Origin of the sequence: Paenibacillus xylanilyticus, from assembly GCF_013359935.1 — a bacterium.
Taxonomy (GTDB): Bacteria; Bacillota; Bacilli; order Paenibacillales; family Paenibacillaceae; genus Paenibacillus; species Paenibacillus xylanilyticus.
This window is the reverse complement of the sequence record NZ_JABMCB010000202.1, coordinates 149,460-165,062: the sequence shown is the minus strand read 5'-3', so window position 1 is coordinate 165,062 and position 15,603 is coordinate 149,460. Positions and strand designations below refer to the sequence as shown.

14 protein-coding genes are annotated in these 15,603 nt (G+C 40.3%); 12 read left to right on the top strand and 2 right to left on the bottom strand.

The window, feature by feature from the left end; all coding sequences use genetic code 11:
* The first annotated feature begins 226 nt into the window (after positions 1 to 226).
* The 7 genes from HP552_RS27570 (at position 227) to HP552_RS27540 (ending at position 9,274) form a co-directional block, all read left to right on the top strand.
* A complete protein-coding gene (locus tag HP552_RS27570; RefSeq protein ID WP_175398576.1) occupies positions 227 to 652 on the top strand; it encodes a MarR family winged helix-turn-helix transcriptional regulator in 426 nt (141 codons plus the stop codon).
* 468 nt (positions 653 to 1,120) lie between these two features.
* Positions 1,121 to 2,089 carry an NAD(P)H-dependent flavin oxidoreductase gene (locus HP552_RS27565; protein ID WP_175398575.1) on the top strand — a complete coding sequence of 323 codons (969 nt, stop codon included), beginning with the start codon at positions 1,121 to 1,123 and terminating at the stop codon, positions 2,087 to 2,089.
* 287 nt (positions 2,090 to 2,376) lie between these two features.
* On the top strand, positions 2,377 to 3,735 hold the full coding sequence (locus HP552_RS27560; protein WP_175398574.1) for an NtaA/DmoA family FMN-dependent monooxygenase: 1,359 nt from the start codon (positions 2,377 to 2,379) through the stop codon (positions 3,733 to 3,735).
* Positions 3,736 to 4,616: 881 nt separating this feature from the next.
* Positions 4,617 to 5,042, top strand: coding sequence for a MarR family winged helix-turn-helix transcriptional regulator (locus tag HP552_RS27555; protein ID WP_175398573.1), 426 nt, complete (start codon positions 4,617 to 4,619; stop codon positions 5,040 to 5,042).
* Between the two features lie 394 nt (positions 5,043 to 5,436).
* Positions 5,437 to 6,576 carry an NtaA/DmoA family FMN-dependent monooxygenase gene (locus HP552_RS27550; protein ID WP_175398572.1) on the top strand — a complete coding sequence of 380 codons (1,140 nt, stop codon included), beginning with the start codon at positions 5,437 to 5,439 and terminating at the stop codon, positions 6,574 to 6,576.
* A gap of 68 nt (positions 6,577 to 6,644) precedes the next feature.
* The gene (locus tag HP552_RS27545; RefSeq protein WP_175398571.1) at positions 6,645 to 8,084 is read left to right on the top strand and encodes a DHA2 family efflux MFS transporter permease subunit; all 1,440 of its coding nucleotides are present in this window, start codon (positions 6,645 to 6,647) and stop codon (positions 8,082 to 8,084) included.
* Between the two features lie 158 nt (positions 8,085 to 8,242).
* Positions 8,243 to 9,274 carry an aldo/keto reductase gene (locus HP552_RS27540; RefSeq protein ID WP_175398570.1) on the top strand — a complete coding sequence of 344 codons (1,032 nt, stop codon included), beginning with the start codon at positions 8,243 to 8,245 and terminating at the stop codon, positions 9,272 to 9,274.
* A gap of 361 nt (positions 9,275 to 9,635) precedes the next feature.
* On the opposite strand, the gene HP552_RS27535 is transcribed toward HP552_RS27540, so the two are convergent.
* Positions 9,636 to 10,181, bottom strand: coding sequence for a TetR/AcrR family transcriptional regulator (locus tag HP552_RS27535; RefSeq protein WP_175398569.1), 546 nt, complete (start codon positions 10,179 to 10,181; stop codon positions 9,636 to 9,638).
* Positions 10,182 to 10,416: 235 nt separating this feature from the next.
* Between HP552_RS27535 and HP552_RS27530 the strand changes: the two genes are divergently transcribed.
* The 5 genes from HP552_RS27530 to HP552_RS27510 all read left to right on the top strand — a co-directional run bounded on the left by HP552_RS27530 (position 10,417) and on the right by HP552_RS27510 (position 14,303).
* The gene (locus HP552_RS27530) at positions 10,417 to 11,178 is read left to right on the top strand and encodes an SDR family oxidoreductase (RefSeq protein WP_175398568.1); all 762 of its coding nucleotides are present in this window, start codon (positions 10,417 to 10,419) and stop codon (positions 11,176 to 11,178) included.
* A 902-nt stretch (positions 11,179 to 12,080) separates the two neighbouring features.
* A complete protein-coding gene (locus tag HP552_RS27525) occupies positions 12,081 to 12,431 on the top strand; it encodes a PadR family transcriptional regulator (protein ID WP_175398567.1) in 351 nt (116 codons plus the stop codon).
* Positions 12,428 to 13,102 carry a hypothetical protein gene (locus HP552_RS27520; protein ID WP_175398566.1) on the top strand — a complete coding sequence of 225 codons (675 nt, stop codon included), beginning with the start codon at positions 12,428 to 12,430 and terminating at the stop codon, positions 13,100 to 13,102. Before HP552_RS27525 ends, HP552_RS27520 begins: the two co-directional genes overlap by 4 nt.
* Complete coding sequence (locus HP552_RS27515; protein WP_175398565.1) at positions 13,099 to 13,653, top strand: DUF4825 domain-containing protein; 555 nt, start codon at positions 13,099 to 13,101, stop codon at positions 13,651 to 13,653. The genes HP552_RS27520 and HP552_RS27515 overlap by 4 nt, the downstream gene beginning before the upstream one ends.
* 224 nt (positions 13,654 to 13,877) lie before the next feature.
* Positions 13,878 to 14,303 carry an RNA polymerase sigma factor gene (locus tag HP552_RS27510; RefSeq protein ID WP_246311085.1) on the top strand — a complete coding sequence of 142 codons (426 nt, stop codon included), beginning with the start codon at positions 13,878 to 13,880 and terminating at the stop codon, positions 14,301 to 14,303.
* 213 nt (positions 14,304 to 14,516) lie between these two features.
* On the opposite strand, the gene HP552_RS27505 is transcribed toward HP552_RS27510, so the two are convergent.
* Positions 14,517 to 15,557 carry an NAD(P)-dependent alcohol dehydrogenase gene (locus tag HP552_RS27505; protein ID WP_175399131.1) on the bottom strand — a complete coding sequence of 347 codons (1,041 nt, stop codon included), beginning with the start codon at positions 15,555 to 15,557 and terminating at the stop codon, positions 14,517 to 14,519.
* Positions 15,558 to 15,603: the final 46 nt, after the last annotated feature.

The following is a 15,603-nucleotide window of genomic DNA, read 5'->3' as shown; positions in this document are numbered from 1 at the left end:
AAGAACTTCGAGAATTAGAAAGAGGGCAGAATCTGAACATTTCAGTGTGAAAAAGTTGATTTGGATCAAGGTTCTATCTTATTGTTGGATCCATACTTTTGACCTCCATTCTAGATAAATTTAGCCCGATAAAATGAGAGTAGGTCCCTTAAGATAATGGATACCTAAATGTCATGATGATATAGTTAGCATACTAAATATATATTTATGACTAGCGGAGGCTGGTATGAACCATAAGGTTGATTGCGATATTCGTCAGTCGTTAGATAAAATTTCATTTCAAATGCGTCGAGATTATAATGAAAGTCTTAGGGAACTTAATCTTTATGTAGGCCAAGATAATTTACTCTCTCGTTTGTGGTTAGGAGATGGGATAACACAAATGCAGCTTTGTGAACATTTAAAATGTGAACCGCCTACGGTAACAAATATGGTTAAATCATTGGCACAAAACGGATTTATATACCGTAAACGTGATGAACAAGATGCAAGGGTTATGCGAATTTATCTAACGGACAAAGGCAAAGAATTAGAGAAGCCGGTTGAGTTCAAATGGAAACAGCAGCAAGAAAAATTACTCCATTCAATCTTACCGGAGGAACGCTTAATATTGAGGGATCTTATGAAGCGATTGGAGAGAAACCTAGAATAAGGTTAATTAATAAATATATTTAGCATATTAAATATAATTATTTACTTAGCAACCTAAGTATCTGGGTAATCACCAGTTAATTAGCTAGCAAGTTATATATCACTTCATTTTCTCCGATCTATCGAAATGCGATTGGGAATAATTTACTCCAGGCTCTTTTGCTTACTTGGAGCATATTTAAAACAAAGGAGATACATGGAATGAAAGAAAAGTGATGCAACTAGCACTACAATGGTTTCGGGGTACGGAGCCGAATCAGCACTTGGAGAATGCAGGGCACCGCCCAAGCAGCCGAATAGTTATGTGAAGCGGCTAAATTAGCCGAAAACGAAAACTTTCAAATGATCTTTATCGCCAATACTCCAGCATTAACCGTCGACTTAAGACCTCAGATTCCTTTTCAGACTAGCTAACCAGACTAGTCTGAGAGAAGGCGAAGTATTCTAAAATAGAAAGTGAGGAAACACAATGAAAAATCGTGTAACAGACATTTTAGGGATTGAAAAACCTATTATTCAAGGACCAATGAGTTGGCTAACAGACGGTAAGTTTGTAGGAGCTATTAGTAAGGGTGGAGGACTAGGTGTGCTTGGCATCAATGCTGGACAATCAGAACCTGCCAAGACCGTTGAAGAAACGGTGGAGAATATGCGCCGTGAGGTTCGTATTGCTAGAAGTATCACCTCAAATCCTATTGGAATCAATATCATTCCTACGGTGGCAGGTTTTGACCTCTATACACAACCCATGCTAGACATGATGGTAGAAGAGGGGGTCGAAGTGGCTGTGATGGTAGGGGCATTTTCAAAGGAATGGACTCAAAAATTTAAGGCCAACAATATCAAAATCATTTATCGAGGGGCACCAACTGTTGAAGTGACAGAGGAAGCTATCAAAGGTGGTGTGGATATTCTGGTTGCCACAGGTTTTGATGAAGGGGGACAAGTTCCAGCAAACGTTATTGGTACCTTTTCTATTGTGCCCTTGGTGGTAGATGCTGCAAAAGGTCGTGTGCCAGTATTAGCCGCTGGCGGGATTACAGATGAACGCACTGCCAAAGCTGCAATGGCTCTAGGAGCGGAAGGAGTGTTTGTCGGGACTGCCTTTCTTGCCTCAAAAGAGTCTCGTATGGCTGATAATATTAAAGATGCTTTAATTAAATCAGATGCTAATGATATGTTGCTTTATCGCACGCAACCTGCCTATTACCGTTCTCTACCGGGGGAACTCCCAAATAAATTGGCAGAATTGGATCGCAATTTAGCCGAAAATGAAGAGATTTACCAAGCATCGAATCCAGCATCGGGGATGAGAAATGGCATGCTATACGGTGATTTATCAAAAGGTTTCGCCTCATTGGGGCTTGGCATTTCAATGATCCATCAAATTGATTCGGTTGAAATCATTATCGATCGTTTAATGAGTGGCATTGAGTGAAAATATATTCTGGTAGATGCTTTAAGATAAGAAAGGACGATTTAAAATGAACAACTGACAAATTTATCGCACCTGTTTTACTGGTAAGCGGTTGTGATAGATGATGTTTATGTTGTGCCTAAAGATGCCATTGATTTTTATTAAGAAACGGCCTCAAAAGATAAAAGTTTGAGACTTTATAGCGAACTTGGACATTATTTGATGTTTGAACCAAACGGAGATGTAGTAGTTGATGATATTGTGGGATGGATCAATCAAAGAGTGAAAAAAAATAAAGGAGGAAAACGATGCACGACTCTTTAGATAATTCAAACAAGCAAATCAAGCTGGCCATCATGTTTGTAACAGGCTATGGTGGTGAGGGTTATTCTTGGCGATTTAATGATAGTAATCCAAGGGCTTACACCGACATCAATGCCTATATTGAGCTTGCCAAACTTGCTGAACAGGGTAAAATTCACACGCTGTTTATTGCGGATACACCTGGGATGGTGGGAGCTGGGGTAAATGGTGATATGGCTCGAAAATCACCGATGTTTGTGATGGAACCGATGACGATGCTAGCTGCTGTTGCCACGCATACCCAGAAAATCGGTTTGGTAGCAACCTATTCTACCACTTACAACTTACCGTATAATTTGGCTCGCCAACTTAAAACGCTGGACCTCATAAGTGGTGGGCGTGTCGGTTGGAATGCGGTAACAACAGGAACTCATGAGGTTGCTTATAATTTTGGAGCTAGTCCTCTGCCTGACACTACCACTCGTTATGAAATGGCAGATGAAATGGTAGAAGCAGTGCAGTCTCTTTGGGGAAGTTTTGGCGAAAATGCCTACATTACAGACCAACAAACTGGCGAATTTATCAAACTGGATCAATTAATCCCTGCAAATTTCAATGGTCAATACTACCAGACCCGAGGCCCACTTCCCCTTCCACCAAGTCCGCAAGGGCAACCGCCTATTTTTCAGGCAGGTCCAAGTTTTGAAGGGGTGGAAATGGCAGGTAAATTTGCCAGCGGTGTTTATGCTAACCCTTTTACGATTGAAGAAGCTCGTCATTACCGTAATTTGTTAAAACAAAGTGCGATAAAATACGGTAGAAACCCTGATGAAATCAATATGTTTTCTGGTTTTATGGTTACGGTGGGCGATACTTATGAAGAAGCACTTGCCCGCCGTCATCAGTTACTGGATTTTATGGGGAAAGATGCATTTGAAGGACAAATTCGCTATTTGTCAGCGATGATTGGCGTAAATTTACATGACTTGAATTTGAATGAACCCCTACCAAAATCTTTACAATATCAAGCCACGCCGAATCCAGGCGACCCACGCTCACTAAGAGCAGTAGAGCTAATCAAACAAGGGCTAAGTCCAAGAGATATATTGGCAAACGGAATCATCAACTATCACCCTGTAGTGGTTGGCACGCCTGAAGATGTGGCGGATTTCATTGAAGAATGGTTTAAAGCAGGGGCAACGGACGGTTTTTCCATTGTGCCAGAGAGTCAAAAAGGTGTAAAAGATTTTGTGGAAAAAGTTGTGCCCGTGTTGCAAAAACGAGGCTTATATCATCTTGATTATGAGGGAAATACTTTGCGTGAACACTTGGGTGTGCCGAAGCAATATGGAGTGAGAAAATAGATTAATTTCTTTGATACTGCTGATAATTATTCAGAAGGTGAAAGTGAAATTATTCTAGGACAATCCTTCCGAACATTTGTCACCTAAATAACGAATCATATGTTTTACTTGGATCTCAAGGCAAGCGTTTGTCCATGCGGCTGAGATCTGATGACTGTGAACGATTATCCAAATTTGCTTATTCACTTGATGTTTTAGTTCAGGGAGCAGCATCCGCATCGATCATAACCGAATTGCTCAAATAAAGAAGGTTATGATTACGTCATGGCTCAACTGATAAGAGTAACCTGGATGAAACGTCAGAAGGACAGATACGGAGATTAGCAAGCCACATCGATGCAAAGAGTCCATACGACTATGTTACCTTGAGCATGGTCTTGGGCTAAGCATGTGGAAAGATCCTAGAAGAGCAGAAGAAGGTACGGATGGTGTTAGAGGGATGGAAGAGAAGCCGGAGAGTATAAAGGAGTGCTTTGAATAAAACCGTTCACAAATAAACCGGCTGAAAGCCAGTTCCTTGTTAGTTGGCTAGTTTGATGTTTGAAACATGGACTGCCAAGGACCAAAAAATAAAGACCTAGACTGTCGCTGTTTCATTGACTAACGCGCTTCCATTCTGCGGATCGTACGGATACATCTACGATCTTTCGAAAATACGATATGTTACACTGTACCCTCCATTCAGATAGTTAACTCAATCCAAAAACACCTTATACCTGCTTAAAATTATAATGAATAGTCGGAACTACAAGGAAAAACAATAAAATATAAATAATGGGTATGATTTTCTCTTACGGACGAACAATAGTTGACGGCTGAACTACACACATGATATATTTAGCCTGCTAAACAATATCAATAATAAAGGTCGGGAGAACAACATGGAGAAAGAAATTGACTGTGAGATCCGTGAGCTGTTCGATAAACTTTCGGCAAGAATGAGACGAGATTACGGCGAAAGTCTTAGGGAACTAAACCTGCATGTCGGACAAGATAATCTGCTCTACCGTTTATTCTTAGATGATGGAGTAACACAAATGCAGCTAAGTGAACAATTAAACTGTGAACCTCCCACTATAACCAACATGGTTAAATCACTTGAACAAAACGGATTCATCTATCGTAAGCGTGATGAAAAAGATGCACGAGTCATGCGGATTTATTTAACCGATAAAGGAAAGGAACTTGAGGAGCCCGTTCGTATTATATGGAAAAAGCATCAAGAAAAGTTGCTAAAATCGATCTCAATTGATGAACGACTCCTCTTACGACGGCTTATGAAGCAAATGGAGAGTAATTTGTTTTAAGCACTCTCCACTTTTTGAATATTAGTTAGCAGGCTAAATTGATATTTAGCACACTAAATAATTTGATGTTTGAAAGTTTATCTAATTGGTTAGTGGGCTAATGATCTATGTCTCTTTCATACAAACGGACAAAGGAGATATATTCATGACGACTTGAGCGGCCATTAGCAGCATCCCATGTGTATTCATATGAAGAAGAAAGAGCCAAGGAATTCAACCGTGAACGATTTGTTATCGGAAGTATTGTAAATGTGGCTAAAAGACTAAGAGAAAAAGCAAATGAAGCCTGGGTGGACGAAATTATGATTCCGATTTTTAACCCGAAAAGGCTACGAGATTAAAAGCCATTGGGTTATTGGCTAGAGAGTTTGATCTTACAGAAAGAGGAGCAAAAATGAAAAGTAAAAAACAGCTTAAGATCGGCGTTATAGTTGAAGGGGTTGGTTGGAGTTACTGGGCATGGCGCCACCCTAATATGCCTGCCAATGCAAGCGAAAGTGTAGATTTCTATGTCAAGATGGCGAAACGAGCAGAAGAGGGCAAGTTCGATATGGTTTTTTTAGCAGATGTAAGCCATATAGGGCCTGGAAATATCCCGCATTTTCTAAGCATGTTTGAAGGTGTAACGATACTATCCGCATTAAGCATGGCCACTAGCCACATCGGGCTTGCTGCGACTATAGCCACGTCTTACGCTGATCCATTTACAGTGGCTAGACAGATGGCCTCTCTCGATAAAATTAGTAACGGGCGAGCGGCATGGAACGCTGTTACATCTAATTCTGGGGGGTTGGCTAACTACAGCAGAAGGCATTTGTCTAAAGAAGATTTATACCCTTTGAATAAAGAGTTCATCGAAATTGTAGAAGGCCTGTGGGATTCCTATGAAGATGATGCTTTTGTTCGTGATAAAGAGAGTGGTATCTTCCTCAATCCAAGAAAGATGCACCAACTGAATTACAGAGGCAAGTACTTTTCTGTTGACGGTCCGCTTAATATTAGTCGTTCTCCACAAGGAAGACCCGTCATCTTTCAAGCGGGTACGTCTGAAGCATTTATGAATATCGCATCCAAACATGCTGAAGGTGTGTTCATAAATGGGGATGATTACAATTACGCCAAGCAATTTAGTGAGGAATTGAGAAGAAGAGCAGTCCTTGCTGGACGAGCTCCGGAAGACCTGTTGATTATGCCGTCACAACACATCATCGTTGGAAGAACAGAAACGGAGGCGAATGAAAAGTTTCTGGAGTTACAAAGTTTATCGCCCCCAGGATACCGTACTCCTAAACCCCTATTTTTCGGATCCGCAGAGACCGTAGCCGATAGGATTGAACATTGGCATCAAACGGGCACAATGGACGTATTGCTTCTAAGACAAGAACATCCTTCGGGAATTGATGATTTTATTGATTTGGTCGTACCGATCCTGCAGGAAAAGGGAATATTCCGAAGTGAATATGAATCCCGTACGTTGAGAGGTAATTTAGGTCTTCCTTTCCTGGAAAATAGGTATACAAAAGATAAAGCCTGACGACCGTCGTTATGGTGCAGGTAGGGCAAAAAAATAAACGACTATGTTGATTTCAAGGAGATAGTGAAATGAAGAAGCAATACAATACACGTGCCATCTTGGCATCGCTGCTTATCTGTGGTTTTGTTGGGATGTTTAGCGAGACCGCTCTAAACATAGCAATGACTAATTTAATGGAAGTGTTCCACATTTCGGCGGCTACAGCGCAATGGTTGACAACAGGTTACTTACTAACACTTGGTATTCTAATGCCGTTCACTGGTCTATTATTGCAAATGTATACAACAAGACAACTTTTTATCGTGTCAACAGCTAGTTTAACGGCAGGTACATTCTTAGCGGCTGTATCCTTAAACTTTGAAATGCTCATGTTTGCACGTGTTATACAGGCAATTGGTATGGGGTTATTATTACCGCTCATGTTTAACACATTGCTTGTGATTTTTCCTCCAGAAAAGCGAGGCGCAGCGATGGGCTATATTGGGTTAGTCTTATCGTTTGCACCAGCACTGGGGCCAGCGATTAGTGGGATGATAATCCAGTATTTGTCTTGGCACTTTATTTTCTGGTCCTTACTACCATTCATAGTGATTGGTATGTTGTTTGGGATGAAGTATTTAGAAAATGTAACAGAAGTAAGTAAGCAACGTATTGATGTGCTTTCAGCAGTTTTATCCACAATTGGTTTCGGAAGTATCGTATTTGGATTTGGTCAAGCTGGTGAAGGAGGCCATGGGGGGGAAAGTTCCGTCGCTCTGACGTTGATTATTGTTGGTGTGATTGCACTTATCTTGTTTGTATTGCGACAAAATAAGGATCAGCCGTTACTAAATTTACGTGTATTTAAATATCCGATGTTCGTTGTCGGGGTTTTCCTAGTGATGATGTGTATAGTGATTTTTATGACCACAATGATTGTTTTGCCAATGTTCTTGCAAACAGGGGCAGGGCTATCTGTATTTGTTACAGGCTTAATATTATTACCTGGTAGTGCAATAAATGGTATTTTCCAGATGGTTTCTGGACGCTTATACGATAAGTACGGACCGAAATGGGTTATAATTCCAGGTTTAGTCATTGTGATGTTGGTTTTATGGTTCTTCACAACATTAACGCCAGCTTCATCAGTTGGATTAATTATTGCATTGCATATGGTTCTAGCGGGAGGGATTGGACTCGTTTGGCCAGCCTCACAAACAAACGCCTTAAACTCGCTGCCATCTGAATTATATCCACATGGTTCAGCTGCCCTGAACACGTTGATGCAAGTCGTTGGGGCTATGGGAACAGCTGTAGCGATTAGTATTTTAACAGGTGGAAAGAATAAGTATTTAGCTTCCTCATCTACACCAACAATGCCGAATGAAATCGCAAATGCGATAACTGCGGGAGCGCAAACCGTGTTTTGGAATTTGCTTTTAATTGCTGTTATTGGCTTTATTATTGGCTTGTTCGTGCGCCGCTCCGTTATCAACCGCGGAACAGTAGAGAGCATGAATATGCACTAAATATGAAAGTTCATTTACACGTATCACCATGCTTTTATGACTAGCTATAAAAAAGAAGAGGCACATAATAACGGATGTAGCGGACAGTTACATGCTGATTGCAAAGCGAGTATGATTGTGATGCTATAAAATGCCCAATATTAAGGAGGATATACAGAATGAAGTATAAGCAGCTTGGAAATACAGGACTTTTAGTTTCACAACTTGCGTTAGGCACAATGACGTTCACGAGTGGAAAGGATAACCATAAAATTCTCGGTTTAGTTGGGCAGGAAGAAGCCGACAAGATGATAAAAAAGAGTGTCGATATCGGAATTAATTTCTTTGATACTGCTGATAATTATGCAGAAGGTGAAAGTGAAATTATTCTTGGACAATCCTTCCGCAATCTTGGTATTGCGCGGGAGGAAGTTGTAATTGCTAGCAAAGCCGCCGGACGAACAGGTATGGGACGTAACGATGTCGGTGCTTCAAGAGGACATATTATGAATGCAGTGGAAGCAAGTTTAAAGAGATTGAAGATGGATTATATCGATTTGTATCAGATTCACGCCGATGATTTCTTGACACCTGTAGAAGAAACTTTAGGTGCTTTAAATGATCTGGTAACACAGGGTAAGGTACGATATATTGGCGTATCGAACTGGCATGCTTGGAAAATTGCTGATGCTCTTGGTATTTCTGAACGCAAAAATCTGGCTCGCTTTGAAACGGTTCAGGGGTATTATTCTCTTGCCAGCCGCGATGTCGAACGAGAGTTGGTGCCTCTGATGGAAGCAAAGAAGATGGGACTTCTGGTGTGGGGTCCGCTTGCTGGCGGTCTGCTGTCAGGGCGTTACGATCGACACAATCAAAAGGCAGAGGATTCGCGCCGCTCAGCGGTTGATTTCCCGATGGTAGATAAAGAGCGAGCTTGGAATATCATTGATAAGATAAAACCGATCGCTGAAGCACATGGGACAAGTATAGCAAGTGTGGCGCTCGCTTGGCTGATGACAAGACCAGTTGTAACCTCTGTTCTTGTTGGCGCGAAACGATTGGAACAGTTGGAAGAAAATCTGGAAGCCGCAAATTTAGAACTGACGGATGATGAAATTCAGCAACTTGACGAAGTGAGTACACTGCCTCCTGAATACCCAGGTTGGATGGTTGACTATCAGAAAAGAGATCGCCTGGAACCGCTTTTTTGACAGAATATTCAGTCCAGAGTATCGTGAGCTTAGGTTATAACGAAGGAATGTAAAGGCAATGAACCGTTGAGATATGGGATGGTGAACCCCAAGGGAATTAGTGGAGTATGTGCAGAAGAAGTAAACTGGGGAAATTTTTCTAGCTATTCCAGATGCCCAGCCCAGCCTCTTTAGAAAAGGAAAATTTCAAATGATATTCATCGCTGATACTCCAGCTTGATGGTTCTCAGGACCACAGTCTCCTATGGTCCCTCGATGGATCCTATGTTGGCACTATTGGCTGTGCAAGAGAAACGAAACATAATGGGCTTGCTGCTGCACTCTCAAGCAGCTGTTACCTAACTATGGCTCACTTTTTCGATTAGTCCAGGTTCATCATTTGAACAATATGCTCTGCTATACTTTGTTCTGTTAGTTTAATTTGTTCAGCAGTATGCAAAGTAACTGCTTCATTAATCATGTTGGCATAGATTTGTACGTACAAAGTACGTTCATCAGAGGATATTTCCTGCATACAAAGATTCAAATAATGCTTTAGTGCATTGACTAATTTTGAAGAGAGTAGAGGAATAATTCTGTTATAGTTACGGCGACATTTCTTTTTGACTTGTTGATGATACTCAAATGCTGCGAATACTAATTGCATCATATTATCTTTTGTAAAAGTACACACACCATTAGTATGTTGTTGAATAAGTTCTTCCGCTGATTTTTTTATAATCTCATCCAACAATTCATATTTATCTTGGAAATGAGCATAGAAAGTTGCCCGATTGATTTGGGCTCGTTCCGTTAAATTTTGTATTGTTATTTTATCAAAATCTTTTTCTTCCATCAGTTCAAAAAGTGACTCAAAAATGGATTCTCTTGTTCGAGTTGTACGAATATTTCTTACTTTAAGTCCCATGGATCTAACTCCTTTTTTTAAACCAACAAATGGCCCGCATTGTTGGTTGTTCCTCAATGATGTTCCCGATACAATTGAACTACTAAAGCAACTATTGTTGTAATAGTATACTGCTTAGAAGGTGGTTAGTCCATTTTGAAACCTTAAAGTGCAAGATTAATAGTTAATACCGATTTCATCGAACAATGTAATACAATTTCAAAATAATTATAACCAAATATTGGAGGAATTTAAAATGAAACTTACAGGAAACACGATCTTCATTACAGGTGGCGGTTCAGGAATTGGACGTGCATTGGCAGAAGCTCTACACAACCTTGGAAACAAAGTAATCATCTCGGGTAGAAGAAAAGAGCGTCTGGAGGAAGTGATTAGTGCTAATCCCGGAATGTCTGCAGTTGAACTGGACATACAGGATCTTTCCAGTATTGAGGCAACCGCTAAGCAACTTATTCAGGACTTTCCTGATTTGAATGTCTTATTTAATAACGCCGGCATCATGCTTTTCGATGAGGCTGCGGGTGTGATTGACGAAGAGGTTCTGGTTTCAACGGTCTCAACAAACTTGCTTGGACCCATTCGAATGACGTCTTCATTAATTGAACATTTGAAGTCTAAAGAAGAAGCTGTGATCATTAATACGACTTCTTCAGTCGGGTTTATTCCGTACGCAGCGACTGCGGTGTATTCGGCGACCAAAGCAGCGCTCCATTCCTATACCTTATCACAACGTTATTTGTTTAAAGATACAACAGTAAAAGTATTAGAAATCATACCACCTGGGGTTCAAACGGAACTCATGGGAGATATTAGTAACAATCCGCATGCGATGCCACTTGAAGCATTTATTGAAGAAACAATAAGATTACTCGGTACGGATGCTGAAGAGGTTCTAGTGGAACAAGCGAAAATGATTCGTGATAATCAAGGTCCGAATGAAGGAGCTTTTGTAACCCAGCTTAACGATATGGCGAGCCAAGCGCCAACAGACCATTAATTTCATCCATCTATGACTATCGGTTCCATTGTGTAACACGAAGGTGGTAGGCTTATTAGATGTCTTTCAAGTGCCGGATGCTGAAGAATGCGAGAACACCGTATATGAAGCGCTACGCAGATTATCTTAATAAAATTCGACTGAATCCTAATAAGAACTATAGAAACAAATGGCTCAAATGGGAAGGTTAATGATTATCACAAATAATTACTATATTAAAACCTTGAGAACATCATTCTCAAGGTTTTCCTTTTTCTTATTAAATCCCTATGCCTGCATTTAGTATGTCAATTAGCCGATACCAGGCATTGTTGAATTTCATTAAGGTCTCTCCAGTAAAATAGAGGAGGTAGTGAAGAAATAATACTTTTGATAGGACTGGGTATTTTTTGTTAACTAAAATAATTCATTTTGATAGGGAGGAAAGAAAATTTTACTATTGTCGCAGGACAAGAACATTGTTCAATTCAAAGTCGCTTATTTAGCGGTTTTTTTGTTTTAAGGAACTATGTTCTTGTCCCCCACTGAGGACAAGAACTTTGTACCATTGCCGAAAAGGACAAAAACATTGTGTCATTTCGGATTAGGTAGGTATATAAACAGTTGGATGATGGAACTCATGTAGCGAGATAAAAGCACAGAACTCAGTTCCATTGCTGAAACATGGTACCAATGTCGATTTTAATTCTTATCTGTTTAATTAAACTAACGGGCAGGTTAGTTTAAAAAGCATTGCACCAGGACAGCTATTCAAAGCGTTTAGTTACTTTTAGTTAGCAGTCATTACTAAAACAGAAAACCGGTAGTAGTTATATTTTATTCTAAGATGAATTTACTTATCATTGTATATTACTTTGTAATACATAGTAATATGTGGTACGATGTAAATGGGGGTGAACAAAATGACAGAAAGCAGTATCAGCCGAGATTTGCTTCGCGGTAACATGGATACGATCATCTTACGGGTTTTAACCGAAGGAGATAACTATGGCTATGAAATTATAAAAGCTATTTCGAAATATAGTTATGGTCAGTATGAATTGAAAGAACCATCGCTTTATACGAGCCTCAAAAGATTGGAATCCCATGGTCACATAAAATCGTACTGGGGAGATGAAAGCCATGGAGGTAGGCGTAAATATTACACAGTTACTTCTTCTGGTCATGAAGTATATTTACATAATCTCTTAGCATGGAAAAATGCCAAAAAGTTAATTGATCAATTAATTGAATCAGAGGGGGGAGCAGAATGAACAAATTAGAAAAATATGTAGACCATCTATTTACCGGATATAAAAAGACTCTGCAAGTGCAAGAACTTAGAAATGAGATTCTAAGCAATCTTGAAGCCAAAGTACATGATTTGACAGCACATGGTATGAAATACGAAGTTGCAGTACAAGAAGCAAAAAGTAGCATCAAGAGTGTAGACGGCTTGGTGGAGGGGCATTTTCCATATTACGTGAATAAATACAAAGCGGAACTTCTTCAAACCGCAGCGCTCTATTTTTTAATTGCCTGGGTTCTAACTATACCTTTAAGTCTTATCGAACAAGCAGGTATTCTCTTAAGCGTCATTCTGCCGATTTTGGCAGCAGTTTGTTATATAAGTTATCTTAAGAAAACTAATCTAAATCAAAATAATAAAGATATAGCTATCTCTCATGATGTCTCGAATAAGCGTCATCGCAATATAGCTTGGGCTATTTGGACTGTATTTTTCCTTATCCAATCGTTATTCACGACAGCTATCCATTTTGGAAGCGATATATGGTTTGGAAGAAGTATTCAGATACTAGGACCTTATCAGTTTGCAGTTCTTGCAACCCATTATATTTGGCCCTTAATTACTGTTATTATTCCATTATTGTTCCAAGCTTCATTGAAAGTGAAACAAAAACATATGGTAGGTGAATCTTTATGAATAAAAAAAACACAGCAAATTTTGTTCTAGCTATGATAGGGATTATTCTCTTTGTCACCGTTTATGGAATCCTATTGCCGAGAATGGAACGCGAAGATCAAGTCTATGCAGCTCAACAGACTGACCCTCTAACTCACAATATTGAAGAATCCATCAGATATAAAAATAAATACATGGGTAACGCGGGGAATTTATCGGGCCTAATTCATTCTCTTCCACTAGGCAATATTGAGAGTGAACTTGAGCTCTTTCCTGATAAGCTGGCAGCAAATATATTATATAAATCTTCTACTGCCGACATCACACCAGAACTGTTGGAACGTTCATTAATATATAATGCAACAGCAACCTTTGCATTAATTGATAACTTGCAGGAGATTCGTTATACATTTTCTGACTTATCGTATGTAGTATCTAGAGAAGATGCAGAAATGTTGCAGGGGCAAGCTGACTCTCCATTAATTAATTCCCCTAATAAATGGAGAACTGAATTTCAAAGTAAATTAGAAGATTCTAAATACGTGGAAATGGGAATGAAGACGTTATACTAAATGGTTGATTATTATCTATGAAATTAGATTGATTGCAAAGATTGAGCTAACGGGAAACGATAGCACAATAAATAATAAGAAGGGCAGCCGGTCTTTGTGATCGGCTGCCTTGTTCAGCTAACGGGCAGTGTACTCAATAGATTGATGACTCTTGTATACATATGACCCTTCAGAACGTTGTAAAGATTGAAGGGAGGTTGGATAATGAGCGGATGTTGCAGCTAATGCAGAATAAAATGAAGCATATTCAGCACTACTTGATTCGCTTGGGAGCGAGCAGGGCTGACGCCGAAGATATTATTCAGGACACGGTATATAAAGGGCTCCTTTATCTTGATTCCATCATGCCAGAAAAGTTCTCTGCCTGGCTATACCGGGTAGCGCTCAATCGATATTATGATATGCTTCGCAAGCGAAAAAGAATTGAGTGGTTGGATCAAGAGCCAACCGTGGAAGGTAGTGAAATCCCGGAGGGAATCCTGTTGCGTAAGGAACGGAGAGAAGAGATCGAGCATGTGATGGATGCACTGAATCCAATCTATAGGCAGTTGCTCATTTTGAAATACGAGCTTAATTTCAGTTATCGAGAAATATCCGATCTGGTAGGTATACGAGAGGAGATGGTAAAGACATATTTATTTCGATCATAGGTCAAAACATTGGATTTATTTATATATTTTATATTTACAAAAGAAAAGAATCCCAATCCTCTTCTATTTTATAGAGAGATTGGGATTTAATTCATTCAACAAGTGTTGTGGAAATATCGATAGCCTAATCATGTTAGAAGACAACAATATATATCCATAAGAAATTGTCAAAATGGCGGCTTTTCAAGTTTAACGAGATATGGCTATGATAACTTACAAGGTGGATACGTCCATAACAAATCGATAACGCACATCACTGCGGAGAACTCGCTCATAGGCTTCGGTTACTTGGTCGGCACTGATAACCTCGATTTTAGGGGCAATGCCGTGCTCCGCCGAGAAATCGAGCATCTCTTGAGTTTCCCGAATTCCGCCTACAAGGGACCCGGCTATGCTGCGACGACCCAAAAGTAAGGAAAACACATTATATTGATCGGGTCTACCTGGAGCGCCGACATTGACAAGTGTACCGTCTACACGAAGAAGCGATAAATACGCATCGACATCAAGATTCGAAGACACGGTGTTTAAGATGAGGTCAAAACGACCGGCCAGCGCTGTAAATGTTTCTGAATCGCTTGTGGCAAAGTAATGATCTGCTCCAAGGCTCAGGGCTTCGCTTTTTTTATCGATCGTGCGGCTCAAGACCGTAACTTCGGCGCCCAGGGCGTGCGCATATTGGATCGCCAGATGGCCGAGCCCTCCAACACCCAAAATGGCAACCTTTTTACCGGGACCGACATTCCAATGCTTCAAAGGAGAATACGTTGTGATGCCTGCACAAAGCAGCGGGCTTGCTACATCCAGCTCCAGGTTGTCCGGGATGCGAACTACGAATCTTTCTGTAACCACGATTTTTTGGCTGTATCCCCCGTATGTTGGATTGCCATCATAGTCTAACGAATTATAGGTCTGCACCGCGCCTTTTGTACAATACTGTTCCTCACCCTTGAGGCAGTATTCGCATTCTCCGCAAGAGTCTACAAAACAACCCACACCTACGCGATCGCCTACTCTAAATTTTGTAACATCGGAGCCCACTTCTCTTACGATTCCAGCGATTTCATGGCCCGGAACCATCGGGAACATTCCGCCACCCCATTCACCGTTTACGCTGTTGATATCGGAATGGCAAATCCCGCTAAACTTAATTTCGATTAAAACATCGTCCGGCCGCAATTCTCTCCGCTCGATCGTGGTCTTTTCGAAAGGTACTCCTGCACCTGGGGCACTTAGAACGCGTGTCTTACACATCATTTTCTACTCCTTTAATTATAGTATAGTTATTAAAGTTAACTTG